The 24,456-nt window shown below is 60.4% G+C and carries 33 protein-coding genes and 1 pseudogene; 4 read left to right on the plus strand and 30 right to left on the minus strand.

Going from position 1 to position 24,456, the window contains the following annotated elements; translation table 11 throughout:
- Positions 1-35: 35 nt before the first annotated feature.
- From rplQ to rpsJ, 29 genes are all read right to left on the minus strand, one after another.
- Positions 36-539: a 50S ribosomal protein L17 gene (rplQ, locus tag MMB48_RS09805; RefSeq protein ID WP_032745492.1), complete on the minus strand. Its 504-nt coding sequence runs from the start codon at positions 537-539 to the stop codon at positions 36-38.
- A gap of 99 nt (positions 540-638) precedes the next feature.
- On the minus strand, positions 639-1,634 hold the full coding sequence (locus MMB48_RS09810) for a DNA-directed RNA polymerase subunit alpha (protein ID WP_032745493.1): 996 nt from the start codon (positions 1,632-1,634) through the stop codon (positions 639-641).
- An 80-nt stretch (positions 1,635-1,714) separates the two neighbouring features.
- A complete protein-coding gene (gene rpsK / locus MMB48_RS09815; RefSeq protein ID WP_003829907.1) occupies positions 1,715-2,113 on the minus strand; it encodes a 30S ribosomal protein S11 in 399 nt (132 codons plus the stop codon).
- An 86-nt stretch (positions 2,114-2,199) separates the two neighbouring features.
- The gene (gene rpsM, locus MMB48_RS09820) at positions 2,200-2,577 is read right to left on the minus strand and encodes a 30S ribosomal protein S13 (protein ID WP_007053047.1); all 378 of its coding nucleotides are present in this window, start codon (positions 2,575-2,577) and stop codon (positions 2,200-2,202) included.
- Between the two features lie 148 nt (positions 2,578-2,725).
- A complete protein-coding gene (rpmJ, locus tag MMB48_RS09825) occupies positions 2,726-2,839 on the minus strand; it encodes a 50S ribosomal protein L36 (RefSeq protein WP_003808136.1) in 114 nt (37 codons plus the stop codon).
- A 23-nt stretch (positions 2,840-2,862) separates the two neighbouring features.
- A complete protein-coding gene (infA, locus tag MMB48_RS09830; protein WP_003808114.1) occupies positions 2,863-3,081 on the minus strand; it encodes a translation initiation factor IF-1 in 219 nt (72 codons plus the stop codon).
- Positions 3,082-3,257: 176 nt separating this feature from the next.
- The gene (locus tag MMB48_RS09835; protein ID WP_012578467.1) at positions 3,258-3,818 is read right to left on the minus strand and encodes an adenylate kinase; all 561 of its coding nucleotides are present in this window, start codon (positions 3,816-3,818) and stop codon (positions 3,258-3,260) included.
- 169 nt (positions 3,819-3,987) lie between these two features.
- Positions 3,988-5,325: a preprotein translocase subunit SecY gene (secY, locus tag MMB48_RS09840; RefSeq protein ID WP_012578468.1), complete on the minus strand. Its 1,338-nt coding sequence runs from the start codon at positions 5,323-5,325 to the stop codon at positions 3,988-3,990.
- 273 nt (positions 5,326-5,598) lie between these two features.
- A complete protein-coding gene (gene rplO / locus MMB48_RS09845; RefSeq protein WP_008783622.1) occupies positions 5,599-6,051 on the minus strand; it encodes a 50S ribosomal protein L15 in 453 nt (150 codons plus the stop codon).
- Between the two features lie 2 nt (positions 6,052-6,053).
- Positions 6,054-6,239, minus strand: coding sequence for a 50S ribosomal protein L30 (gene rpmD / locus MMB48_RS09850; RefSeq protein ID WP_007053043.1), 186 nt, complete (start codon positions 6,237-6,239; stop codon positions 6,054-6,056).
- Positions 6,240-6,244: 5 nt separating this feature from the next.
- Positions 6,245-6,976, minus strand: a complete 732-nt coding sequence (gene rpsE / locus MMB48_RS09855; protein ID WP_007053804.1) for a 30S ribosomal protein S5 — start codon at positions 6,974-6,976, stop codon at positions 6,245-6,247.
- Complete coding sequence (gene rplR, locus MMB48_RS09860) at positions 6,973-7,344, minus strand: 50S ribosomal protein L18 (protein ID WP_007053041.1); 372 nt, start codon at positions 7,342-7,344, stop codon at positions 6,973-6,975. The genes rpsE and rplR overlap by 4 nt, the downstream gene beginning before the upstream one ends.
- 1 nt (position 7,345) lies before the next feature.
- Positions 7,346-7,885 carry a 50S ribosomal protein L6 gene (gene rplF, locus MMB48_RS09865; RefSeq protein WP_032745495.1) on the minus strand — a complete coding sequence of 180 codons (540 nt, stop codon included), beginning with the start codon at positions 7,883-7,885 and terminating at the stop codon, positions 7,346-7,348.
- Positions 7,886-7,902: 17 nt separating this feature from the next.
- A complete protein-coding gene (gene rpsH, locus MMB48_RS09870; RefSeq protein WP_003829896.1) occupies positions 7,903-8,301 on the minus strand; it encodes a 30S ribosomal protein S8 in 399 nt (132 codons plus the stop codon).
- 89 nt (positions 8,302-8,390) lie between these two features.
- Positions 8,391-8,576 carry a type Z 30S ribosomal protein S14 gene (locus tag MMB48_RS09875; protein ID WP_003814530.1) on the minus strand — a complete coding sequence of 62 codons (186 nt, stop codon included), beginning with the start codon at positions 8,574-8,576 and terminating at the stop codon, positions 8,391-8,393.
- A 1-nt stretch (position 8,577) separates the two neighbouring features.
- On the minus strand, positions 8,578-9,150 hold the full coding sequence (gene rplE, locus MMB48_RS09880) for a 50S ribosomal protein L5 (RefSeq protein ID WP_007053039.1): 573 nt from the start codon (positions 9,148-9,150) through the stop codon (positions 8,578-8,580).
- Positions 9,147-9,482: a 50S ribosomal protein L24 gene (rplX, locus tag MMB48_RS09885; protein WP_007053803.1), complete on the minus strand. Its 336-nt coding sequence runs from the start codon at positions 9,480-9,482 to the stop codon at positions 9,147-9,149. Before rplX ends, rplE begins: the two co-directional genes overlap by 4 nt.
- 1 nt (position 9,483) lies before the next feature.
- Complete coding sequence (rplN, locus tag MMB48_RS09890; protein ID WP_003829893.1) at positions 9,484-9,852, minus strand: 50S ribosomal protein L14; 369 nt, start codon at positions 9,850-9,852, stop codon at positions 9,484-9,486.
- Positions 9,853-9,946: 94 nt separating this feature from the next.
- On the minus strand, positions 9,947-10,207 hold the full coding sequence (rpsQ, locus tag MMB48_RS09895; RefSeq protein WP_007055338.1) for a 30S ribosomal protein S17: 261 nt from the start codon (positions 10,205-10,207) through the stop codon (positions 9,947-9,949).
- A gap of 2 nt (positions 10,208-10,209) precedes the next feature.
- On the minus strand, positions 10,210-10,461 hold the full coding sequence (gene rpmC / locus MMB48_RS09900) for a 50S ribosomal protein L29 (protein ID WP_003829891.1): 252 nt from the start codon (positions 10,459-10,461) through the stop codon (positions 10,210-10,212).
- Positions 10,461-10,880: a 50S ribosomal protein L16 gene (gene rplP, locus MMB48_RS09905; RefSeq protein ID WP_012578470.1), complete on the minus strand. Its 420-nt coding sequence runs from the start codon at positions 10,878-10,880 to the stop codon at positions 10,461-10,463. The genes rpmC and rplP overlap by 1 nt, the downstream gene beginning before the upstream one ends.
- Positions 10,881-10,886: 6 nt before the next feature.
- Positions 10,887-11,690 (minus strand): 30S ribosomal protein S3, encoded by an 804-nt coding sequence (gene rpsC, locus MMB48_RS09910; protein ID WP_007053036.1) that lies wholly within the window; start codon positions 11,688-11,690, stop codon positions 10,887-10,889.
- A gap of 2 nt (positions 11,691-11,692) precedes the next feature.
- The gene (gene rplV / locus MMB48_RS09915) at positions 11,693-12,052 is read right to left on the minus strand and encodes a 50S ribosomal protein L22 (protein WP_007053035.1); all 360 of its coding nucleotides are present in this window, start codon (positions 12,050-12,052) and stop codon (positions 11,693-11,695) included.
- A 16-nt stretch (positions 12,053-12,068) separates the two neighbouring features.
- Positions 12,069-12,347, minus strand: coding sequence for a 30S ribosomal protein S19 (gene rpsS, locus MMB48_RS09920; protein ID WP_003814508.1), 279 nt, complete (start codon positions 12,345-12,347; stop codon positions 12,069-12,071).
- 15 nt (positions 12,348-12,362) lie between these two features.
- Positions 12,363-13,193: a 50S ribosomal protein L2 gene (rplB, locus tag MMB48_RS09925; protein WP_012578472.1), complete on the minus strand. Its 831-nt coding sequence runs from the start codon at positions 13,191-13,193 to the stop codon at positions 12,363-12,365.
- Between the two features lie 36 nt (positions 13,194-13,229).
- Positions 13,230-13,526 (minus strand): 50S ribosomal protein L23, encoded by a 297-nt coding sequence (gene rplW / locus MMB48_RS09930; protein ID WP_007053033.1) that lies wholly within the window; start codon positions 13,524-13,526, stop codon positions 13,230-13,232.
- 5 nt (positions 13,527-13,531) lie between these two features.
- Entirely contained in the window at positions 13,532-14,188 is a 657-nt protein-coding gene (gene rplD / locus MMB48_RS09935) for a 50S ribosomal protein L4 (protein WP_007053032.1), read from the minus strand.
- A gap of 6 nt (positions 14,189-14,194) precedes the next feature.
- Positions 14,195-14,836: a 50S ribosomal protein L3 gene (rplC, locus tag MMB48_RS09940; protein ID WP_032745498.1), complete on the minus strand. Its 642-nt coding sequence runs from the start codon at positions 14,834-14,836 to the stop codon at positions 14,195-14,197.
- A 16-nt stretch (positions 14,837-14,852) separates the two neighbouring features.
- On the minus strand, positions 14,853-15,161 hold the full coding sequence (gene rpsJ, locus MMB48_RS09945; RefSeq protein ID WP_003827292.1) for a 30S ribosomal protein S10: 309 nt from the start codon (positions 15,159-15,161) through the stop codon (positions 14,853-14,855).
- A 413-nt stretch (positions 15,162-15,574) separates the two neighbouring features.
- Between rpsJ and budA the strand changes: the two genes are divergently transcribed.
- Together budA and MMB48_RS09955 are read left to right on the plus strand one after the other, a co-directional pair.
- Positions 15,575-16,342, plus strand: a complete 768-nt coding sequence (gene budA / locus MMB48_RS09950) for an acetolactate decarboxylase (protein WP_012578475.1) — start codon at positions 15,575-15,577, stop codon at positions 16,340-16,342.
- A 91-nt stretch (positions 16,343-16,433) separates the two neighbouring features.
- A pseudogene (locus MMB48_RS09955) lies at positions 16,434-17,105 on the plus strand (hypothetical protein); the annotation flags it as partial.
- A gap of 327 nt (positions 17,106-17,432) precedes the next feature.
- Here MMB48_RS09955 and adhE read toward each other — a convergent pair.
- Entirely contained in the window at positions 17,433-20,162 is a 2,730-nt protein-coding gene (gene adhE / locus MMB48_RS09960; RefSeq protein ID WP_032745499.1) for a bifunctional acetaldehyde-CoA/alcohol dehydrogenase, read from the minus strand.
- Between the two features lie 514 nt (positions 20,163-20,676).
- On the opposite strand from adhE, the gene MMB48_RS09965 reads away from it, so the two are divergent.
- Positions 20,677-21,870: an ROK family transcriptional regulator gene (locus tag MMB48_RS09965; protein ID WP_032745500.1), complete on the plus strand. Its 1,194-nt coding sequence runs from the start codon at positions 20,677-20,679 to the stop codon at positions 21,868-21,870.
- On the plus strand, positions 21,867-24,407 hold the full coding sequence (gene glgX / locus MMB48_RS09970; RefSeq protein WP_032745501.1) for a glycogen debranching protein GlgX: 2,541 nt from the start codon (positions 21,867-21,869) through the stop codon (positions 24,405-24,407). The genes MMB48_RS09965 and glgX overlap by 4 nt, the downstream gene beginning before the upstream one ends.
- The last annotated feature ends 49 nt before the right edge of the window (positions 24,408-24,456 follow it).

Here is a 24,456-nt window from a genome sequence, read left to right on the forward strand (position 1 = left end):
AGCCCTTTCAGCTAGCTTGGCGAAAGCTATTCAGCTCACTCGGCCTTCTCGGCGTCAGCGGGAGCCTCAGCCTCAACGGCGGCGGCCTCCTCGACCGGAGCCTCAGCCTCAACGGCCGGAGCCTCTTCTTCGGCAACCTTGGCGGCGGCTTCAGCTTCCTTCACAACAGCCTTCTTGGCAACCGGCTCGGTGACGAGCTCGATCACAGCGGCCGGAGCGGCATCGCCAACGCGCGGGGCGATCTTGACGATACGGGTGTAGCCACCTTCACGCTGCTCCATCTGCTCGGCAATCTGGGTGAACAGGATGTGCACCACGGACTTGTTGCGGATGACGCGCATCACGCGACGGCGGGAGTGCAGATCACCGCGCTTGGCGAAGGTGATCAGGCGCTCGGCCAGCGGACGAAGACGCTTGGCCTTCGGCAGCGTGGTGGTGATGCGGCCGTTCTGGAACAGGCTGGTCGCCATGTTTGCCAGCATGAGGCGCTCGTGTGCGGGGCTGGAAGCCAGACGCGGGCCCTTCTTAGGTGTAGGCATTGGGTTTACTCCTTATATGTCCGTTCTTCAGGCAAGCAGGTGGGCATATGCCCGAACTTCCGCTTGCCTAGTGAACGAACGATTGGTCAAAGAGGCAGATCACTCGTCTTCCGGCGAGAAGAACGTGCCACCTTCGAGATTATTGGTATCGAAGGCCATCGGCGAGGACTTGAGGCTCAGGCCCAGGGTCTGCAGCTTCTCCTTGACCTCATCGATTGACTTCATACCGAAATTGCGGATGTCGAGCAGGTCCTGCTCGGTGTGGGAGACAAGCTCACCGATGGTGTGGATGCCCTCGCGCTTGAGGCAGTTGTAAGAACGCTGCGTCAGGTTGAGGTCCTCGATCGGAACGGCCATCTCGGGGTTGGTCTCCTCGGCCACCGGGGCCGGACCGACCTCGACGCCTTCAGCCTGGGCGTTGAGCTCACGGCACAGGCCGAAGAGCTCCACCAAGGTGGAACCGGCGGAAGCCACCGCGTCACGCGGGGAGATGGCGGGCTTGGTCTCCACGTCCAGAATGAGCTTGTCGAAGTCTGTGCGCTGTTCCACACGGGTGGCCTCGACCTTGTAGCTCACCTTGAGTACCGGGGAGTAGATGGAATCAACCGGAATACGGCCGATCTCATCGTTGTCCTGCTTGTTCATCTGGGCAGGAACATAGCCACGGCCACGCTCGACAGTGAACTCGATCTCGAGTTCGCCGTCGTCGGCGAGGGTAGCGATGCGCTGCTCCGGGTTGGCAATGGTGACGCCGGCCGGCGGGGTGATGTCCCCAGCCACGGCTTCGCCCTTGCCGCTCTTGCGCAGATACATGACCACAGGCTCGTCGTATTCGCTGGTGAGCACGATGCCCTTGATGTTCAGCAGGATCTCGGTGACGTCTTCCTGGACGCCCGGCAGAGTGGTGAACTCATGCAGGGCACCGGAAATACGCACGGAGGTCACGGCAGCACCCGGGATGGAGCTCAGCAGCGTGCGACGCAGCGAGTTGCCGAGCGTGTAGCCGAAGCCAGGCTCGAGCGGCTCGATGGTGAAGCGGGAGCGCTGCGGATTCAGAGATTCCTCGGTAAGAGTCGGACGCTGTGCAATAAGCACTGTGGTTATCCTTTCAGCTTGAACTCGGTGGTGCACTCACCGGTCAGGCGGTTTTGGATGGATTTGGTATTGCTGAGTGCTCAGACGCGACGACGCTTCGGAGGACGAACGCCGTTGTGGGCTTGCGGGGTGACGTCGGTGATGGAACCAACTTCGAGGCCCGCAGACTGCAGGGAACGGATGGCGGTTTCACGACCGGAACCCGGGCCCTTGACGAACACGTCGACCTTCTTGACGCCGTGTTCCATCGCCTTGCGGGCGGCGGACTCGGCAGCCATACCAGCGGCGTACGGCGTGGACTTACGGGAGCCCTTGAAGCCGACATCGCCACCGGACGCCCAGGACACCACGGCGCCGGACGGATCGGTGATCGAAATGATCGTGTTGTTGAAAGTGGACTTGATGTGAGCCTGGCCGACCGGGACCGACTTGCGGTCGCGACGACGGGGCTTACGAGCGGCTTGCTTAGGCGCTGCCATTGACCCTCGTTTCCTAGTAACGAACTTTGTTGTTGACGTTCGGGCGATGGGATGGAATCATCCCGTGGCCCGAATCATGCCACCGACTACTTGGTGGCCTTCTTCTTTCCGGCGACCGTGCGCTTCGGGCCCTTGCGGGTACGAGCATTGGTCTTGGTGCGCTGACCGCGCACAGGAAGTCCCTTACGGTGACGCTGGCCTTGGTAGCAGTTGATCTGAATCTTGCGACGAATATCTGCATCGACTTCACGACGCAGGTCACCCTCGATCTTGTAGTTGGCTTCGAGGTAGTCACGCAGCGTAATCAGCTGCTCGTCGGTGAGATCCTTGACGCGGATGTCCGGGCTAATACCGGTCGCGGCAAGCGTTTCCTTGGCACGAGTGCGACCCACACCGAAAATGTAGGTGAGGGCGATCTCGATGCGCTTCTCATTGGGGATGTCGACTCCGGCAAGACGTGCCATTGCGATTCCTTCTTGTTGCCGTAGGTCTTGCACCCGCTCGCCCGGTTACCCGGCACGGGCCTACGTACCCGTGGTTCAGTGTCGTTCCCTTGCGGGAAGCACTGTGAGAGAGTGCCTTATTTACTTAGTGCCGCTGGAGAATCTGCTCTCAGCCCTGACGCTGCTTGTGGCGCGGGTTGACGCAGATCACCATGACGCGGCCGTGACGGCGGATCACGCGGCAGTTTTCGCAGATCCTCTTCACGCTAGGGCTGACCTTCATGGTTATCCTTTTCTTGTGTACCTTTACTTGTAACGGTACGTAATGCGTCCGCGGTTCAGGTCGTAAGGGCTCATTTCGAGCACGACACGATCCTGCGGCAGAATACGAATGTAGTTCTTACGCATTTTGCCGGAAATCGTGGCGAGCACGATGTGCTTGTTCTCGAGTTCAACGCGGAACATCGCGTTAGGCAGTGCTTCCACGACCTGTCCTTCGACTTCAATCACACCGTCTTTTGCCATGTGCCTCTAGTCCTATTCCGTTGGATGATTACTATGGCATATCCGAAGACACACCAACTGTCAACTATATACGCACATACCCCTGTACGAACACTCGGCGTGTCGCACAGGGGTATGGAAACGTTGATGTGGTATTTCGGCATCACTCCGGCTTGTTGGCCGGGCTGCCGAACCTACTACTCAAGGTGGCTGATGATACGGCCGCTGATCTCGTCGATGTCGCCGACGCCGTTGACCACGACGAGCAGACCGCGAGATTCGTAGATGTCGAGCAGCGGAGCGGTTTCCTTCTCGTAGGTCTCCAGGCGCTTGGCGATGGCCTCCGGAGTGTCGTCAGCGCGGCCCTGCTCGGCGGCGCGCTTCTTCATACGCTCCAGCAGCACGTCGCGGGCGGCTTCGAGGGCCACCACGTGGTCGAGCGGAGTGTCGAGGTCGGCGAGCATCTCGTCGAGAGCGGTGACCTGGGCGGCGTTACGCGGGTAGCCGTCGAGGATCCAGCCGTTCTTGCAGTCTTCCTTGGCCAGACGATCCTTGACGATCTTGTTGGTCAGGGAGTCAGGAACCAGCTCGCCCTTGTCGGTGTAGCTCATCGCCTCAAGACCGAGTTCGGTCTTGTTTTTGATGTTGTAGCGGAAGATGTCGCCGGTGGAGATGGTGGGGATGTTGAAGTGCTCGGCGAGCAGAGCAGCCTGGGTGCCCTTGCCCACGCCCTGGGGGCCCATGATGAGCAGACGCATGGTGGTCTCCTTTTGTGTCGGTTATTAATACGGTTTCGGCTCCCTTGGTTAAGGGAGCCATTGAGTTATATGTGGAAGAAAGATTGCTCCGTCGTGGAACAGTCCACTGGACTGTTCCACTCCTCGCGCGCCCGCCTGCCCATTGCGGGCGGCCGCTGCCAAGCGGGCGTCAGCCTTCTTTGTGGTCCACGTTTTCGAACAGGAAGCCGGTGTACTGGAACTGTTCGGTCTGGGCCTTGGCCTGACGCAGGGTGTCGAGGCCCACGCCCGCGATGATCAGGATCGTGGTGCCGCCGAACGGCAGCTTGGCGTTGAGTCCGAGGGCCATGATCAGCACGGTCGGGATCAGGGCCACGAACAGCAGGTAGACGGCACCGACGGTGTTGAGTCGGTTCATCACGTAGGTCAGGTAGCGGCTGGTGGCGTTGCCGGCGCGGATGCCGGGGATGAAGCCGCCGTACTGCTTCATGTTGTCCGCGGTCTCGTCCGGGTTGAACGTGATCGACGTGTAGAAGAAGCAGAAGAACACGATCATCAGCGCGTACAGCGCGATGTACCACACGGAGGTGGTGTTCGCCAGGTTGGCGTTGATCCACTTGACCCAGGACTGGTCGGACTTGCCGAACTGGGCGATCAGGGTCGGGATGGCGAGGATCGAGGAGGCGAAGATCGGCGGAATCACGCCGGACATGTTGATCTTCAGCGGCAGATAGGTGGAGGAGCCGCCGTACATCTTACGGCCGATCATGCGGCGCGTGTACTGCACCGGGACGCGGCGCTGGCACAGTTCGACGAAATCGACGAAGATGAGGATGACCACGAGCACGCCCACGACGATGCCGAACTTCAGCCAGTCGCCGTTCTTGCCGTTGGTGCCGTAGCCGATCTCCCACAGCTGCGGCAGGAAGCCGGAGCAGATGGACATGAAGATCAGGATGGACATGCCCTGGCCGATGCCCTTGTCGGTCACGAGCTCGGCCATCCACATGATCAGACCGGTGCCACCGGTCATGATGAGGACCATGACCACGAGGTTCCACACGGAGCCGTCCGGGATGACCTGGTCGCAGCGGTAGTTGAACAGGGCGCCGGAGCGGGCGGTCACCAGGATGGTGGTGGACTGGAGCACGGCCAGGCCGATGGTCAGGTAACGGGTGTACTGGGTGAGCTTGGCCTCGCCGGACTGGCCCTCCTTGTGCAGGGCCTCGAAGCGGGGGATGACCACGCGCAGCAGCTGCACCACGATGGACGCGGTGATGTACGGCATGACGCCCAGCGCGAAGATGGACAGCTGGAGCATGGCACCGCCGGAGAAGAGGTTCACCAGGCCGATGAAGTTCTCCTGGGAGGCGCTGCCGATGGTGGCCATGCACTTGTTCACCACGTTGTAGTCCACGCCCGGGGTCGGGATGAACGATCCGATGCGGTAGACGATGATGATGAACAGGACGAAGAGAATCTTCTTCCTCAACTCTTTGGTCTTCAGGGCCTGGATTAGTGTCCTCACCTGGATTTCCTCCCTATAGCGCGCCAATCACGCGAAATACACAAACTAACGAACGAGCATAGTCTACAGTGCCTACTTCGGCCACTTCATATCTCGCGGATGTTACCTGAATTATGCTCCGTCGTACTGAACGGGGGGAAGCATACTCAAAACGATCATTGTGTTGAGACTGCTTCTCTGCGCTCAGAACAACAATTCTTTAGAAAAGGGAACCCCCGTCCACCTATTGGCGGACGGGGGTTGTACAGCCTATTGCGCTCCCCGTAGGACTAATCAGTCCTCGGAAACGGAACCGCCGGCGGCCTCGATCTTGGACTTGGCGGAAGCCGAAGCCTTAACACCCTTGAGGGTGAAAGCCACGGTGGTCTCGCCGTCGCCCAGAACCTTCACCGGAGCGTTGTCACGAACAGCGCCCTTGGCGATCAGGTCGGCCACAGCAACCTCGCCACCCTCGGGGAAGAGCTCCACGAGACGAGCGATGTTGATGACCTGGAACTCGACCTTGAACGGGTTCTTGAAGCCACGAAGCTTCGGCAGGCGCATGTACAGCGGCAGCTGGCCGCCTTCAAAGCCCGGACGCACGTGGTTACGCTTCGTCTGGCCCTTGGCGCCACGACCGGAGGTCTTACCCTTGGAGCCTTCACCGCGGCCCACACGGGTGCGGTCCTTCTTGGCACCCGGGGCGGGCTTCAGGTCGTGCATCTGCAGGATTTCGTTATCTGCCATAATCAGTCAACCTCCTCAACGGTGACCAGGTGACGCACGGCGTTCACCAGACCACGGTTGGCCGGGGTGTCCTCGCGGACAACGGTCTTACCGATCTTGTTGAGGCCGAGGGTCTTGACGGTGGCGCGCTGAGCCGGGGTACGGTTCACGATGCCGTGGTGCAGGGTAATCTTCAGGTTCTTAGCCATGAGTATCACTCACCATCCTTCTCTTCGGCGGCCTTAGCGGCAGCAGCCTCTTCGCGAGCCTTGCGAGCCTCGGCAATGCCGGCGGCACGGGCGCGCAGCAGAGCATCGGGAGCGACCTCGTCGAGCGCCAGGCCACGACGGGCGGCGATCTCCTCGGGCTCTTCGAGCTGCTTGAGGGCGTCGACGGTAGCGCGCACCACGTTAACGGCGGTGGCGGAGCCCATCGACTTGGTCAGTACGTCGGTGATGCCCGCGCATTCCATGACGGCGCGCACGGAGCCACCGGCGATTACACCGGTACCCGGGGCGGCCGGACGCAGCAGGACGGTGCCAGCAGCGTCGTGACCCTGAACCGGGTGGGTGATGGTGCCGCGGACGCGAGGCACAGAGAACATGTGCTTCTTGGCGTCCAGCTGGCCCTTGGCGATGGCGGCCGGGACTTCACGGGACTTGCCGTAACCGACACCCACGGTGCCGTTGCCGTCGCCGACCACAACCAGTGCGGCGAAGCTGAAGGTACGGCCACCCTTGTGGGTCTTGGACACACGGTTGATGGTCACCACGCGATCGAGCAGCTCGTCGCCGTGGTTTTCTTCACGACGGTTACGACGCTCGCCGCGACGGCCTTCACCGCGCTGGCCACGACGACCCTTGCGGTCCTCGTTGTTGGATTCGGTCGCCACAGTGTTCTGAGTTTCTTCAGCCACTTGGGTTTCCTTCGTTTCGTTGTCGCTCACAGTGCAAGACCTCCCTCGCGGGCGCCATCAGCAACGGCTGCGACGCGACCGGTGTACTTGTTGCCACCGCGGTCGAACACGACTGCGGTGATGCCGGCAGCCTTGGCCTTCTCGGCGATCAGCTCGCCGACCTTCTTGGCGGCCTCAGTCTTGGTGCCTTCGAAGCCGGCGAAGTCGGCCTGAAGAGTGGAGGCGGACACCAGGGTAATGCCCTTGGTATCGTCGACCACCTGAGCAACCATGTGACGGTTGGAGCGGGTGACCACCAGGCGCGGACGCTCGGGGGTACCGGAGATGCGCTTGCGGATACGCGCGTGACGGCGCTTGAGAGCTACCTTCTTGCCTTTTCCGAGAATAGCAACGCTCATATCACTTACCAGCCTTTCCAGCCTTGCGCAGGATGCGTTCATCGGCATACTTGATGCCCTTGCCCTTGTAGGGTTCCGGAGCGCGCAGCTTGCGGATGTTGGCGGCAACCTGGCCCACGACCTGCTTGTCGGTGCCTTCGACAACCACGTGGTTGGCGTCGGTCACCTTCAGGGTGATGCCTTCGGGCGGGTTGACGGTGATGGTGTGGGAGTAGCCGAGGAAGAACTCGATGCCCTTGCCCTTGGCGACGGCGCGGTAACCGGTGCCGACGATCTCAAGAGTCTTGGAGTAGCCATCGTGAACACCCTTGACCATGCCGGCCATGATGGAGCGGGCCAGACCGTGCTTGGCACGGGTCGGACGCAGGTCATCAGCGGCGGTCAGGACGATCTCGTTGCCTTCAACGGCAGCGGTGATGTCTTCCGGAACCACGTAGGAGTCAGAACCCTTGGCGCCCTTGGCGGAGAAGTTCTGGCCTTCAATCTTGACTTCAACGCCAGCAGGGATGGCGATGGGGAGCTTACCAATATGCGATGCCATGTTTCAGCTCTCCTTTCTCACCACACGAAGGCGACAATTTCGCCGCCAATGCCTCGGTCGAGGCATTCCTTCTGAGTCAGCAGTCCCGAAGAAGTCGAGATGATGGCGATACCCAGGCCACCGAGCGGCATCGGCAGGGAGTCGGACTTCGCGTAACGACGAAGGCCCGGCTTGGAGATGCGCTTGATGCCCTGAATGGAACGCTCACCGTTCGGACCGTACTTGAGGGTGACCTCAAGAGTCTGGCCGACCTTGGCTTCCTTAGCGGTGAAGTCCTTGATGTAGCCTTCGCGCTTCAGGATCTCGGCGATGTTCGCCTTGAACTTGGAGTACGGCATATCCACGGTTTCGTGCTTGGCCGCGCTCGCATTACGCAGACGCGTAAGCATGTCTGCGATCGGATCTGTCATTGTCATTTGGGCTTGTTGCCCTTTCTCGCTATGGTTTCCGCCGCCCTCACGCTTCTTCTAGAAGCGTTCGGGCCGCGGACCTTCAGCGTCGATGTTTACCAACTGGACTTCGTAACGCCGGGCAGTTCACCGCGGTGAGCCTTCTCACGAAGGCAGATGCGGCACAGGCCGAACTTGCGGTAGACGGAGTGGGGACGACCGCAGACCTGGCAGCGCGTGTAAGCGCGGACCTTGAACTTCGGCTTGCCGGCCGCCTTGTTCTTCAGAGCGGTTTTTGCCATATCAGTTCTCCTTGAAGGGGAAGCCGAGGTGCTTCAGCAGCGCGTAAGCTTCCTTGTCGTCCTTGGTGGAGGTCACCACAGTGATGTCCATACCGCGCACGTGATCGATCGAATCAGGATCGATCTCGTGGAACATGGACTGCTCGGTGAGACCAAAGTTGTAGTTGCCCTGGCCATCGAACTGGTGGCCGTTGATGCCGCGGAAGTCGCGGATACGGGGCAGCGCGAGGGTCAGCAGACGGTCCAGGAACTCCCACATGCGGTCGCCTCGCAGGGTGACGTACGCACCGATGGCCTGGCCTTCACGCAGGTGGAACTGCGCGACGGACTTCTTGGCCTTGGTGATCTTCGGCTTCTGGCCGGTGATCAGGGTGAGGTCCTTGACGGCACCTTCGATGAGCTTGGAGTCGCGGGCAGCGGCACCAACACCCATGGAGACGACGACCTTCTGGACACGGGCAACCTGCATCGGGTTGGAGTACTTGAACTCCTTCTCGAGCTCAGGAATGATCTGCTCGTTGTACTTGACCTTCAAGCGCGGGGTGGCCGGCGCTTCGACAGTAGTATCGGTCATGCCAGCTCCTTTCCGGACTTCTTGGCGACGCGCACGCGCACGGTCTTCACCTTGCCGTCACGCGCCTCTTCCTTAACGGTGATGCCAACGCGGGTCGGCTGCTTGGTCTCCGGGTCGATGACCATCACGTTGGAGCGATGGATCGGAGCCTCAGTGGAGACGATGCCAGCCTGCTGGCCCTGCTGCGTTGCACGCACGTGCTTCTTGACGATCTGCACGCCTTCGACGATCAGTCGATCGTTGGAGAGCACCTGCTTGACGGTGCCTTCCTTGCCGCGGTCCTTGCCGCGGATGACCTTGACCAGGTCGCCGCTCTTGATCTTGGCTGCCATGTCAGATCACCTCCGGGGCGAGGGACACGATCTTCATGAACTTGTGCTCGCGCAGTTCACGACCGACCGGTCCGAAGATACGAGTGCCCTTCGGTTCACGGCCGGAGCCGAGAATGACAGCGGCGTTCTCGTCGAACTTGATGTAGGAACCATCCGCACGGCGGGATTCCTTGACGGTACGGACGACAACGGCCTTAACCACGTCGCCCTTCTTGACCGACCCGCCAGGAATGGCGTCCTTGACGGAGGCGACGATCACGTCGCCGATGCCGGCATAGCGTCGCTTCGATCCGCCGAGCACGCGGATGGCGAGGAGTTCCTTCGCACCCGTGTTGTCGGCGACATGAAGCCGCGTTTCCTGCTGAATCATTGATTCTCCTTAGCCGAGCTGGTTCTCCCCATTTACCGGGGCATCGTGGTTGCCCATAATGCCCCGGTAAATGGCGAGCCTTGCCGAACTTTACTTACTTGGCGCGCTCGATAATGGATTCGAGACGCCAGCGCTTGGTCTTGCTCAGAGGCCGAGTTTCCATAATACTCACGAGGTCGCCAATGTGGGCGTCGTTGTGTTCATCATGGGCCTTGACCTTGCTGGTGGAACGAACGACCTTGCCGTACAGCGGGTGGGTCGAACGCTGCTCGAGCTCGACGGTAATCGTCTTGTCCATCTTGTCGGACACGACGTAGCCGCGGCGAACCTTACGGAAGTTACGCTCTTCAGCCATAATCACTTCTCCTTGGATTCGGTAGCGGCCGGCTCCTGGCTGATGCCAAGCTCACGCTCGCGAAGCACGGTGTACATGCGGGCGATGTCGCTCTTGACAGCCTTGAGACGGGCGGTGTTCTCGAGCTGACCGGTGGCGTGCTGGAAGCGCAGGTTGAACAGCTCTTCCTTGGACTTCTTCAGGAAGCCTTCGATTTCCGCGTTGGTCTTCTCGTTGAGATTCTTGATGGAGTAATCAGCGGTACCGACTGCCATCAGATATCACCACCTTCACGTGCGATAATGCGGCACTTCATCGGGAGCTTGTCGATAGCGCGGCGGAGGGCTTCCTTAGCGACGTCCTCGGACACACCACCGATTTCGAACATCACGCGACCAGGGCGCACGTTCGCAATCCAGAACTCCGGGGCACCCTTACCGGAACCCATTCGGGCACCGAGCGGGTGCTTGGTCAGCGGACGATCCGGGAAGATCGTGATCCACACGCGGCCACCACGCTTGATGTAGCGGGTCATGGCGATACGCGCGGCTTCGATCTGACGGTTGGTCACGTAGGCTGGGGCGAGGGACTGGATGCCGAAATCACCGAAGTTGATCTCGTTGCCACCCTTGGACATGCCAGAACGCACAGGGCGGTGCTGCTTGCGGTACTTAGTCCTCTTGGGGATAAGCATTCTTGCTCACTCCTTCGTTTCTGCAGCCGGAGCGGCCTCGGCGGGAGCCTCAGCCTTGGGGGCTTCGGCGGCCTGCGGGGCGGCGGAACGGTTGCCACGGCGCGGGCGGCGATCGCCACCACGACGGCCCGGACGGTTGTTCTGCTGAGCCTGCTGCTCTTCGAACTCGGATTCGGTCATGTCGCCCTTGTAGATCCAGACCTTGACGCCGATACGGCCGTACGTGGTCTTGGCCTCGAAGAAGCCGTAATCGATGAGGGCGCGGAGGGTCTGCAGCGGAACGCGGCCCTCACGGTAGAACTCGGAACGGCTCATTTCCGCACCGCCGAGGCGGCCGGAGAGCTTGATGCGGATACCCTTGGCACCGGCGCGCATGGCGTCCTGCTGGGCCTTGCGCATGGCACGACGGAAGGTGACGCGGTTGGTCAGCTGCTCAGCGATGCCCTGAGCGACGAGCTGGGCGTCCAGCGCGGCGTTCTTGACTTCGAAGATGTTGAGCTGGACCTGCTTGCCGGTCAGCTTCTCGAGCTTGGCGCGGACGCGCTCAGCCTCGGCGCCACGACGACCGATCACGATGCCCGGACGGGCGGTGTGAATGTCGACGCGGACGCGGTCGCGGGTGCGCTCGATGACGATGCGGGACACGCCAGCGCGCTCGAGGTCCTTGCTCATCTCCTTGCGGATCTGATCATCCTCAAGCACGAAGTCGCGGTAGCGTTCGCCGGCCTTGTTGGAGTCGGAGAACCACTTGGAGCGGTGGTTCTCAGTGATGCCCAGACGGTAGCCAAACGGATTGATCTTCTGACCCATCTTTAGCGGGCTCCTTCCTTGTTAGCCACGACGACCGTGATGTGGGAGGTGCGCTTGTTGATACGAGCGGCGCGGCCCTGGGCACGAGCGCGGAAGCGCTTGAGGGTCACACCTTCGTCAACGTAGGTCTCCTTGATGTACAGGTCGTTCTCGCGGAACGGCTCGCCGGCCTTGTCGGCCTTCACGCGAGCGTTGGCGATGGCGCTCTCCAGGGTCTTGCGGACCGGCAGGGCCGCAGCCTGAGGGGCGAACTTCAAAATGGTGACGGCTTCGGTCGCCTTCTTGCCGCGGATGAGGTCGACCATGCGGCGAGCCTTGCGCGGCGTCACGCGGACGTGACGAGCGATTGCTTTAGCTTCCATGTTCTATTCCTTATCCTTAGCGACGGGCCTTCTTGTCGTCCTTCACGTGACCCTTGAAGGTCTTCGTGGGGGCGAACTCACCCAGCTTGTGACCAACCATGGCCTCGGTGACGAACACCGGGACATGCTTGCGACCATCATGAACGGCGAAGGTGTGTCCGATGAAATCAGGGGTGATCATCGAACGACGGGACCACGTCTTGATGACGTTCTTGGTGCCCTTCTCGTTCTGCTCGTCGACTTTCTTCTGCAAGTGGGCGTCGACGAAAGGGCCCTTCTTGATGCTACGAGTCATCTTCTCGATACTCCCTTACTTGCGGTTCTTGCCGGACGGACGGCGACGAACAATCATCTTGTTCGAAGCCTTCTTCGGACGACGAGTACGAACCTCGCCCTTGCCCCACGGGGAGACCGGCGGCTTACCACCGCGGGTACGACCGCCGTGCGGGTGGTCGACCGGGTTCATGGACTCACCACGGGTGATCGGACGGTGGCCGATCCAGCGGGCGCGGCCAGCCTTGCCGAGCTGAATGTTGGCGTGGTCCTCGTTGCCGACCTCGCCGACGGTAGCGCGGCAGCGCGCGTCGACGTTGCGGATTTCGCCGGACGGCATACGCAGCTGAGCGTAGGCGCCATCCTTGGCGACGAGCTGAACGGCAGCACCAGCGGAACGAGCGATCTTGGCGCCACCCAGCGGGCGGAGCTCGATGGCATGAACCACGGTACCGGTCGGGATGTTCTTCAGCGGCAGGTTGTTGCCCGGCTTGATATCAGCCTGAGCACCGGTCTCGATGACGTCGCCCTGCTTGATGCCCTTCGGCGCGATGATGTAGCGCTTCTCGCCATCTGCGAAGTGCAGGAGGGCGATACGGGCGGAGCGGTTCGGATCGTACTCGATCTCGGCAACCTTGGCGGGCACGCCGTCCTTGTCCCAACGCTTGAAATCGATGAGACGGTACTGACGCTTGTGGCCGCCGCCGCGATGACGGGAGGTGATACGGCCGTAAGAGTTACGACCGCCGGTCTTGGACTTCTTGCGAACCAGCGACTTCTCAGGCGTAGAACGAGTCAGCTCGGAGAAATCCGAGACGGACGCGTTGCGGCGGCCTGCGGTCGTCGGCTTATAAACGCGGATAGCCATAATGTAGTTCTTCCTTTAACTTTTCTCGGCTAGCCTTCAGTTACCAAAGATGTCGATCGTCTGGCCCTCGGCGACGGTCACGATCGCACGCTTCTGGGAAGCGCGCTGGCCGAAACCGGTGCGAGTGCGCTGCTTCTTGCCAGCGCGGTTGAGGGTGTTGACGTTCGTCACCTTGACCTTGAAGATCTCTTCGATTGCCTGCTTGATCTGCACCTTGTTCGCATCCGGAGCCACCACGAAGGTGTACTGGCCACGGTCGGAAGCGGCGTAGCTCTTCTCGGAGACGACGGGCTTAAGAATCACGTCGTGAGCGGGCTTGTGAATAGCGACCATCTAAATCAGGCCTCCTTCGGCTCGGTCTTGGCAGCCACGAAAGCCTCGAAGGCTTCCTTGGTGAAGACCACGTACTGCGAGGTAATCACGTCGTACGTGTTGAGCTGATCGACGAAAATCGGGTGAACGGTCGGAATGTTGCGCACGGAGAGCCACTCGTTGATGTTGTCGCGAGTGAAGACGACCGTGGTGAACTTGTCCGCGGTGATCGGGGCCAGGGCGGCGACAGCGGCCTTGGTGGACGGCTCGGTGATACCGAACTCCACCACGGCAACGCGACCGGCGTTGGCGCGATCGGACAGGGCGTAGCGCAGAGCTGCGGCCTTCATCTTCTTGGGGGTGCGCTGAGAGTAGTCACGCGGCTGCGGGCCGAACACGGTGCCGCCGTGGTACCACTGCGGTGCACGGATGGAGCCCTGACGAGCACGACCAGTGCCCTTCTGCTTCCACGGCTTCTTGCCGCCGCCGGAAACCATGCCACGAGTCTTGGTGGCGTGGGTGCCCTGACGAGCAGCAGCGAGCTGAGCGGTGACAACCTGGTGGATCAGCGGGATGTGAGCCTGGACATCCTCGGCGGAAACGCCGAAGAGAGCCTCAGGAGCTTCAACGGTGCCGGTGGCCTGGCCCTTGGCGTCGGTGACGTTCAGAGTAACGTTTGCCATGGTTTATCAGGCTCCCTTCACAGCCGAGCGGACGAGAACGATGCCGCCCTTGGGGCCAGGAATGGCACCCTTGATGGCGAGGATGCCGTTCTCGACATCAGCGGAGACGATGGTCAGGTTCTGGGTAGTGGCGGTCACATGACCCATGCGGCCGGCCATACGCTTGCCCTTGAGAATACGGCTCGGAGTGGCGCATGCGCCCACAGAACCGGGACGGCGCTCGTTCTTGTGAGAACCGTGAGTACGGCGGTAGGACTTGAAGCCCCAACGCTTGATGGTACCGGCGAAGCCCTTACCCTTGGTGGTGCCGGTCACGTCGACCTCAGCACCCTCTTCGAACAGGTCAGCGGCCAGTTCCTGGCCGGCCTCGAACTGATCGACGTCATCGGTGCGCACTTCGACGAGGTGGCGACGCGGGGTGACACCGGCCTTGGCAAAGTGGCCAGCCAGCGGCTTGGTCACCTTGGTGGGGTCGATGGCGCCGTAGCCGAGCTGGACAGCCTTGTAGCCGTCAGATTCCTCGGTCTTCACGGCGGTCACCACGTTGGTGGACACGTCGACAAGAGTGACGGGCACGAAGAAGCCGTTCTCGTCCCATACCTGGGACATGCCGAGTTTCTTGCCCAGCAGAGCCTTGCGATTAGACATAATGCTTCCTCCTCCCTTACAGCTTGATTTCGATGTTGACGTCCGCAGGCAGATCGATGTGCATCAGGGAGTCCACGGCCTTGGGGGTCGGGTCCACGATGTCGATGAGGCGCTTGTGAGTGCGCATCTCGAAGTGCTCGCGAGAATCCTTGTACTTGTGAGGAGAACGGATAACACAGAAGACGTTCTTCTCGGTCGGCAGCGGAACGGGGCCAACAACAGTTGCGCCCGCGTTCGTCACCGTTTCGACGATCTTCTTCGCCGATTGGTCGATGACCTCGTGGTCATAGGACTTAAGCCTGATGCGGATTTTCTGTCCCGCCATTGCCGTCCGCCCTTTCTAGCGATGTTCGTTGTACTGTTTACCAACCTGCTTCTAGGGCACCGGCGCGCATGGCCTCCCTTGGACATACGTCCTCTGGCGGTCATCCGACATCAGTGCGCGGTTTCCGGCTGTCACTTCACTTGAAGTGGCTCCCGGCCCGCGCTCGCTTTTTTAATTCCAATTTGCGAGCCCAAATCAGGCAACTTGTTTATTCAAGCATTGAGGTGGGACAGCGCGGAGGAATTCGCGCGTGTCGCGCTCATGCCGTTCGTATTACCTCGCGGCATAGCCGCTCCGCGTGTCGCCTACCAACATCCTTCTGAGGCTTACCTATATATAGTGGTATAGCTCACGTTGGCGAATATGGATTGATTAATTGAGTTGGATGGTAACACGAATTACTCTTAAGGCTCGTGACACAATCACTGGCAAAGAACATCAAACCTATTCGTGAGCACGGCGCCAACGTGTTATATCAGCACGGCACTCTGGCCTTACTCGTGCCGGGGCTGCTGGAAGGTACCACCACCATCGGCGAATTGCTCAAGCATGGCGACACCGGCATCGGCACCGGCGAGGGCTTGGACGGCGAGCTCATCATCCTGGATGGCGTGGCATACAAGATAGGCCAATCCGGTGTGGCCGAACGCGTGCCGGACGACTTCACCATGCCATTCGCCAACAGCCATCGCGCGGCCTTCCAGTACCAGTGCGAGCGTCATGATATCGGCCTAGAAGAGCTCAACGATAAGATCGTCAAGGCGAACGGCCGCGCGAACACGTTCTTTTCGGTAATTGTGCGCGGCACGTTCAGCTTCATCAAGACGCGCGCGGTCATCAAGCAGCAGGCACCCTACCCCACGCTGGTGGAGGTGGCCGACCGGCAGGCCGTGTTCCTGCGCCACGACGTCAAGGGCACCATGCTCGGGTACTTCTCCCCCGTGATGTTCCACGGCGCGGCTGTGGCCGGATTCCACGAGCACTTCCTGTCCGACGACAAGACGTTCGGCGGCCATGTGCTCGATGCGGTGCTTGAGCGCGGCAAAATCTACAGTCAGGTGTTCGATACCTTGGTGCAGCATCTGCCGGTGGACGACCCTGATTATCGCAACCACGACTTCAGCCAAGATCCGATAGCCGAGGCCATTTCCAGCGCCGAGGGCGATACTCAACGAGATTAGTCTCGCATAAACACAATGTGAGCCAAATGAACATTTCCGAACAATCGCACATGTTGCATAATGGCGGAAGCACTGGCTTCTCGCACTTCCTATGTTCGATTGTCGCAATGCAGGTCTCACATCTTTCTTATTGAGAACCATTCGCTGCGATATCATGACAGATATGACTTCCCGCCGCAAGACTCTTAAACGCGATTGGTTCGACAACCAACCTGGCGCATGGGTAATGGTTATGCTACCCGCTGCGGCTGAGGAAGGAGCGCTCGCTGTGGGGCAATGCCGTGTCGGCCATGGCCACGGTGATCGCGTCGTTTGGCAGCGCTGTTGAGACGGCATGTGTTATGCCCATCAACGCAGCACATGCCTCGTGCGCAGCCGCTGATGTCACCGCCACACGCGCCGCCGGATTTGAGCCAGATATTCGACCTTCACGCCTGGTGGCCTGCGGGTTCATTGCCCGTGAACGGGCTGATTGCCACTGTGCTGTTTGCGCTGACGCAGTATGGGTCGGTTTTGGTGGTCAAAACCATGATCCGGGAACGCGGGGTGGCGGCTTCGTGGGTATGGCATGTGGCGCTATTGCTGCTAGCCGCCGTGCCGGCTGGACGCAGCCCGTATCTGATTGCGATGACTGTGCTGCTGTTGGCCCGCGCCGTTGCGTTGCCGGGTTACACGGCGCACAATCTTGAAGCCCGTGGTGACCGGCATTACCGAGGCGTTTGCCAGCTTTATTGCTTTTGGCTGCATTATTGCGGCGATTTAGCGACGCTTCAGCGATTCCATGGGGCGGTAATTCCCTCATGGGGCGGTAATTGGCCCATGGGGCGGACGGTAAAATTTTACCTTCCGCAGAATAGAGCCGTTTTCGTACACCGCCCCATGGGGTTTTCACCGCCCCATGGGCAAGTTACCGCCCCATGAGTGGGTTACCGCCCCATGGAGGTACCTGCTGGCTGAGGGAGCGCCACATATGCAAAGGAGCCCGGCCCCTGTAATGGGGTCGGGCTCCTTGTGTCGCGCTATGCAGCCACTAAGCTGCAACACCGCGGTTGGTGGCTTGATGGTGCCAGCAACCACAAACCGCCTGCAATCAGCGCTCGGAGGCTTCCTCAATGGCGGCCTCACCCTCGCGCTCGATGCGCAGCTTGTGGCCTTCCGCCTGGGAGACGCCGTAGTAGGCACCGACGGCGATGTCCTTCATGTCGTTGATCAGCGGGATGCGCGGGTTGGCCGGGGTGCACTGGTCCTCGTAGGCGCGCATGCCGATCTGATCGAGCACGGACCAGAAGTAGTCCTCGTCCACACCGCAATCCTGGAAGCTCTTGTTCATGCCGAGCCTGTTGTCGCGGTAGTCCTCGACGGCCTTCGCCAGGTTCTCCACGGCTTCGGCCGGGGTCTTGCCGGTGTCGATGCCGAGGTTGCGGGCGATGTCCTGGTAGCGTTCCGGGGCGATGTACTTGTTGTACTTCGGCCAAGAGGTGGGCTCCTCAGGGATCTGGCCGTTGTAGCGGATCACGTACGGCAGCAGGATGGAGTTGGTGCGGCCGTGGGCGATGTGGCACAAAGCACCGATGGTGTGGGCCATGCCGTGGCACATGCCGAGGAACGCGGAGCCGAATGCCATGCCGGCCATGGTGGCGGCGTTGTGCATCTTCTCCTGAGCGTCGGTCTTGGCCAGACCAGGCTCGCCGTTGACGGACTCAGCCAGGTTGTCCCAGATGAGCTTGGCCGCGTGCAGGGCCATGCCGTCGGTGAAGTCGTTCGCGTACACGGACACGTAGGCTTCCATCGAGTGGGTCAGGGCGTCGAAGCCGGCGTCGGAGGCCAGCTTGCGCGGCTGGGTGCGAGCCAGCACCGGGTCCACGATGGCCACGGACGGGGTCAGCGCGTAGTCGGTAATCGGGTACTTGTAGCCGGTCTTGTGGTCGGTGATGACCGCGAACGGCGTGACCTCGGAACCGGTGCCGGAGGAGGTCGGGATGCACACGAGCTTGGCCTTCTTACCCAGCGGCGGGATCTTAAAGGCGCGCTTACGGATATCGAAGAACTTCTCGCGCACGTCGGAGAAGGCGATTTCCGGGTGCTCGTAGAGCAGCCACATGATCTTGGAGGCGTCCATCGGGGAGCCGCCGCCGACCGCGATGATCGTGTCCGGCTCGAACTCCTCGCGCATCATCTCAGCGCCCTTTTCGACGGTCTCGACGGAGGGCTCCGGCTCGACGTAGTCGATGATGCGGAAGGTCACACGGTTGGAGCGGGCGCGCAGCTGGTCGATGACCTTGTCGACAATGCCGAGCTGCTCCATGACCTTATCGCACACGATGACGGCCTTCTCGATGCCGTACATGTCGCGCAGGTACTTGATGGCGTTCGGCTCGAAGTATGTCTTGGCCGGGATCTTGAACCACTGCATGTTGTTGTTCCTCCGAGCAATGCGCTTGATATTAACGAGATTCACGGCCTGCACGTTGCCGGACACCGAGTTGCCGCCGTAGGAGCCGCAGCCCAGGGTCAGCGACGGGGCGATGGCATTGTAGATGTCGCCGATGCCGCCAAGGGAGGAAGGCTGGTTCCAGATGATGCGGCAGGCGTGCATACGGACGCCGTACTCACGCACGAGCTCCTGGTTGTTGGTGTGGATGGCGGCGGTGTGGCCGGCACCCAGCTTGAGCATCTTCTCGCACATCTCGAAGGCCTGCTCCTTGTCGTCGGCCTTGAGCACGGCCTGCACCGGGGCGAGCTTCTCGTGGGTCAGCGGCTCGTCGTCGGAGACTTCCTTGCACTCGGCGGCCAGAATGGTGGCGTCGGCCGGAATCTCGAAGCCGGCGGCCTTGGCGATGAACTGCGGGGACTTGCCCGGCACCACGGAGTTCAGCACGGGCTTGACGCCGGAGCCGGCGGTGCAGCCGAACATGTACTGTTCCAGCTTGGCCTTCTCTTCGGCGTTGACGAAGTAGGCCTTACGGACCTTGAGCTCCTTGATGAGCTGGTCGTAGACGTCCTTGTGGGCGATGATGGCCTGCTCGGTGGCGCAGATCATGCCGTAATCGAAGTGCTTGGAGAGCACCAGATCGTTGGCGGCACGCACGATGTCCACATCGGAATCAACATAGGCCGGGGCGTTGCCGGCACCCACGCCGAGGGCGGGCTTGCCGGAGGAGTAAGCGGCCTTGACCATGCCCGGACCACCGGTGGCGAGGATCGTGGCCACGCCCGGGTGCTGCATCAGCGCGCCGGTGGCCTGGATGGACGGGTGCTCGATCCACTGGATACAGTTCTCGGGAGCACCGGCCTCGATGGCGGCGTCGCGCACGATCTTGGCGGCCTCGATGGAGCACTTCTGCGCGCCGGGGTGGAAGCCGAAGACGATCGGGCAGCGTGTCTTCAGGGCGATGAGGGACTTGAAGATGGCGGTGGAGGTCGGGTTGGTAACCGGAGTGACGCCGGCGACCACGCCGACGGGCTCGGCGACCTCATCGATGCCCATCACGTCGTCTTCACGGATGATGCCGACTGTCTTCTGGCCGGCCAAGTAGTTGGTGACGTGCTCACAGGCGAAGATGTTCTTGGTGGCCTTGTCTTCCACAAGACCACGGCCGGTCTCGTCGACAGCCATCTTGGCGAGAACGAGGTGCTTGTTCAGAGCGGCGATGGAGGCCTTGGCGACGATACGATCAACTTGCTTCTGGTCGAGGTTCTCGAATTCGTCGAGAGCCTTCTTGGCACGGGCAACCAGCGCGTCAACCTCGGCCTCAGCTGCGGCCCGCTTCTCTTCCGGGGTCGGCTTGGCGGCTTCGACCTTCTTCTTTGCTTCTGCCACTTGGGGTCCTCCTCGATCTTCTTGGGGTATATGGCAAAGTTCTGGGCCATCGCCTCGTCACCTCAGTTGCACCAGCGGGATACCGCCTCAGTAACCGAAAATGACCGGTGATGCGTTGTCACACTGCATATGTGACCTGAGTCACAATATACCGAACGGTCCAGCGCGATGCATACGCACAAAATCGACGGCGTTTCACGTTTGATATTGAACAGTTTTTGTTAAGAGTTGTGCGAAATATCGAACAAATCCTCACTTTATTCGGCGATTTGGTACTTTTCGTTCACTTTTTGCCGAGAATCAAACGCCCGCGAACAACACAATACAAGAACTTTTTTAAAGTAAGTTTTCAAAAGCACTCATTCTCTCCACATTTCTAGAAAATTGATTTAAAAAAGTACCCAAAATCGCCTACAAATATACGATTGTTGCCTCATAACCTCCGCGTCGAGGCACATGAAAGCCACTTTCATAAAGTATACTTGCATATATCTCATCGCACAAAGGGGTAACTATGAGGGCAATGCCATCGACCGCAGTGAAAGCGCACAACCGTAGTGCCATGACCCAGTATCTGTATGGCCATAGCCATGTCACCAAACAGGAATTGGAACGCGAACTCGGTCTCAGCCTGCCCACCATCACCCAAAATCTGCGCGCCCTAGAAGATGACGGACTCATCCGCAAAGGCGAACTGCAGGATTCCACCGGCGGTCGCAAGGCGCAAAGTTATGAGTTCAATCCCGATCATCGCACTGCCATCGGGGTAGTGATGCGGTCCAACGAACTGCGCCTGTGCGCGATTAACCTGTACGGCAACGTCATCGAGAAACGCAACGAGGCCCTGCCTTACCGCAACACCAACGTTTACTACCAGCGTATCGGCGACATCATCAACAACTTCGCCGCCGACGTCGAAAAGAAGCACGGCAAGGCGCTCGGCGTCTCGTTCGCCATCCAAGGCATACTCTCCCCCGACGCCACCACCATCACCTTCGGCACCATTATGGGCAACACTGGGCTCACGCTCGAAACCATCAGCCAATCGGTCCATTACCCGTGCATGATGATCCACGATTCCGATGCCTCAGCCATGGCCGAACTCTGGTTCGACTCCACGCTCACCGATGCGGTGTGCGTCTATCTGGAGCGACGCCCGGGCGGCGCGGTGATCGTGGGAGGCAAGCTGTATCAGGGCCCGAACCAGTGCAACGGCGCCATCGAACACATGACGCTGGTGCCGGGCGGCCGCGAATGCTACTGCGGCCAGCGCGGTTGCATGGACACCTACTGCTCGCCGGAGACCTTGCCCGAGGATTACGAAAGCATTCCCGGCTTCTTCAGCGTGCTCGAGCAGGGCGAACGGCATCATCGCGAGCGCATGGATGAGTGGCTGGATTACGTGGCGCAGGCCATCGTCAACGCGCGATCCATCATCGCGGGCGACGTGATTGTCGGCGGTGAAGCAGCCCAGCATCTTGAAGACAGCGACATCGAGGATCTCAAGGCGCGCGTCATCAATCGTAGCCCGTTCGGCACCGACCATTTCAATCTGCGCAAAAGCTACCGCGCCGAAGATCAGAACATCATCGGTGCCGCGTTGCGGTTCGCCGAGAATTATCTCGACGATATCTGTGGTGCTGCGGAACGCGGCAGGAAATCAAGGGCTTCCACCAAAAGTGACAACACGTCTACAATGGAGGTATGAAAAACCCACCGTTGCATCGTTACGCCACTCGCCCAGGGCTGTACTTCACTGACGACGGTGGAGCTGACGCCGTTGTTCGTTCCGAAACCGCCGATCAGGTTTGGCTATGCGTACTGGAGCCCATTGATGAGCCCGGCGCTTTCTTCCAAGACGCCATCCGCCTGTTCGAGGACCCGAATATCTCCTTTATCCAGCAGATTCATGAGTTCCCGGTATGCACGCGCATTATCGAACATTTGTATCTGCGCGAGACCCTGTTCCGCATGACCGGGCCGAACTACGGCCTGTGGTACGTGCACCTGCCCAAAGCATGGGACGGCATGCGTTATGGCTACCGCGTGGACGGCGCATGGGACCCGAAACACGGCGTGCGCTTCAATCCATACAAATTCCTGCTTGACCCGTATGGCAAGGGCATCGACGGCTCCATGGAGCTCACCCCCGCCGCCTTCTCCTATGAATGCGATGTCGTGGACCGCAAGGTAATCGGCTCGGCATACGGTGCCATGAGCACCGTAGACTCGCTCGGCCATGCGCCGGTGTCCGTGGCCATCGACGATCGCGACATCCACAAGCACGAGGCCGATCCGCAGCACCCGCATGTGCCGTGGCGCAAAACCGTCATCTATGAGATGCACGTCAAAGGCTTCACCGCCAACGCACCGTGGCTGCCCGAATCATTGCGCGGCACCTACGCCGGACTCGCCCACCCCACCACGCTCGCCTATCTGCAGGGTCTAGGCATCACATCCATCGAACTGCTGCCGATTATGGCCAAACAGGACGAGCTCTTCCTGCAAGAACACGGCCGCAAGAACTACTGGGGCTACTCCACTCTCAGCTACTTCGCCCCCGAACCCTCCTACGCCACTAAAGCCGCCCAGGAGAAGGGCGCGGCCGCCGTGCGCCAAGAAGTCATAGACATGGTGCGCGCACTGCACGAGGCCGGCTTCGAAGTCATCATGGACGTGGTCTACAACCACACATGCGAAGGCGGCGTCGAAGGCCCGACGGTCTGCTGGCGCGGCCTCGACGACCTGGCCTACTATCGCCATCAAAAATCCAATACCGGTCGACTCGAAGACACCACTGGTTGCGGCAATACGCTGGATTTCACCAACACGCATGTGGCCACCTTTGCCATCGACTCATTACGATACTGGGCCAAGCGTATCGGCATAGACGGTTTCCGCTTCGACCTTGGCGTCTCGCTGGCCCGTCTGGAAGGCGAATTCACCCATCATCACCCGTTCCTCTACGCCCTGCGTTCCGATCTGCTGCTGGGCAACCTGAAGCTCATTATGGAGCCGTGGGATCTGGGCAACCTCGGCTGGCGCACCGGCCAATTCTCCGTGCCGTTCGCCGAATGGAATGACCGCTTCCGCGACACGGCCCGCACCTTCTGGCTGGAAGATGTGGACGGCGGCTCCGATTTCGGGCGTATCAGTTTGCAGGAGATGGCCACACGACTCTGCGGCTCAGCCGATCTGTTCGCCACCGAACCAGGGCGTGGCGCTCCGGCCTCCATCAATTTCGTGTCCTGCCACGACGGTTTCACGCTGACGGACCTCACCAGATACCGCTCCAAGCACAATGAAGCCAACGGCGAAAACAATAACGATGGCTCGTCGGTGAACCATTCCGCCAATTTCGGCGTCGAAGGCGTCTCCGATGATCCAGACGTCATCACGGCACGCGAACAGGCGGCCATGAACATGATCGGCATGCTGCTGCTCTCGCTGGGTACGCCGATGATGCTCGCCGGCGACGAATTCCGCAACACACAGGACGGCAACAACAACGCCTACTGCCAAGACAACGACATCACGTGGCTGAAGTGGGATTGGATGTATTCCACCAACAAGACACGCGAGATGCGCCGCTTGAAAACCGTGTCTCGACTGGTGGCGCTGCGTAAATCACTGGACCTGTATCACCACGAGGATTTCTTCACCCGACTGACCCAGCTCGGCCTGCTCAAGCCCTCAAGCCGCGTGCAGTGGTTCCTGCCCGACGGCACCACGCCGATGGAGCGTGACTGGTTCGATTTGGGCGTACGTAGCTTCACCATGCGATTGCTGTCCAACAGTGAGGTGGACGTGTGCATTGTGGTCAACGGCACCGCTGATGACCGCGCATTCCGCCTGCCGCCAGACACTCACTGGACGCCTAAATGGTGCTCGGCCGAAATCAACGGCCGCCGAGCCGGGCATGGCACTCAGGTCGAGGAATGCGATTTGAACGGTGACACCGCCGTCTGGACGCAGCATGTACCGAACGCCAGCGAGACAGTACGCAAGCTGGTCGAAGAAGTGGCCATGCAGCGTACGGAATCCTCGACTGAGAATGAAGCGGATGTCATCGAATTCGCGATGCCAGTAACGGATCACGCCGCAAACGGCACCTCGTCCGCGCCTCGGGATGAGGTATCAGCTGATATGCCTGATGCCCCTGTGGATGACACGCCGGACACTCCCGTCGACGACAATGTCTGGACCATGCCGGCGCTGAGCATCACGCTGATGAAGCAGGTGTGAGTCACACTCAAAACGGCACGACATAAACACAAAGGCTCTCCGTGGAATT

The sequence above is a fragment of the Bifidobacterium sp. FKU genome (assembly GCF_026016385.1).
GTDB lineage: Bacteria > Actinomycetota > Actinomycetes > Actinomycetales > Bifidobacteriaceae > Bifidobacterium > Bifidobacterium infantis.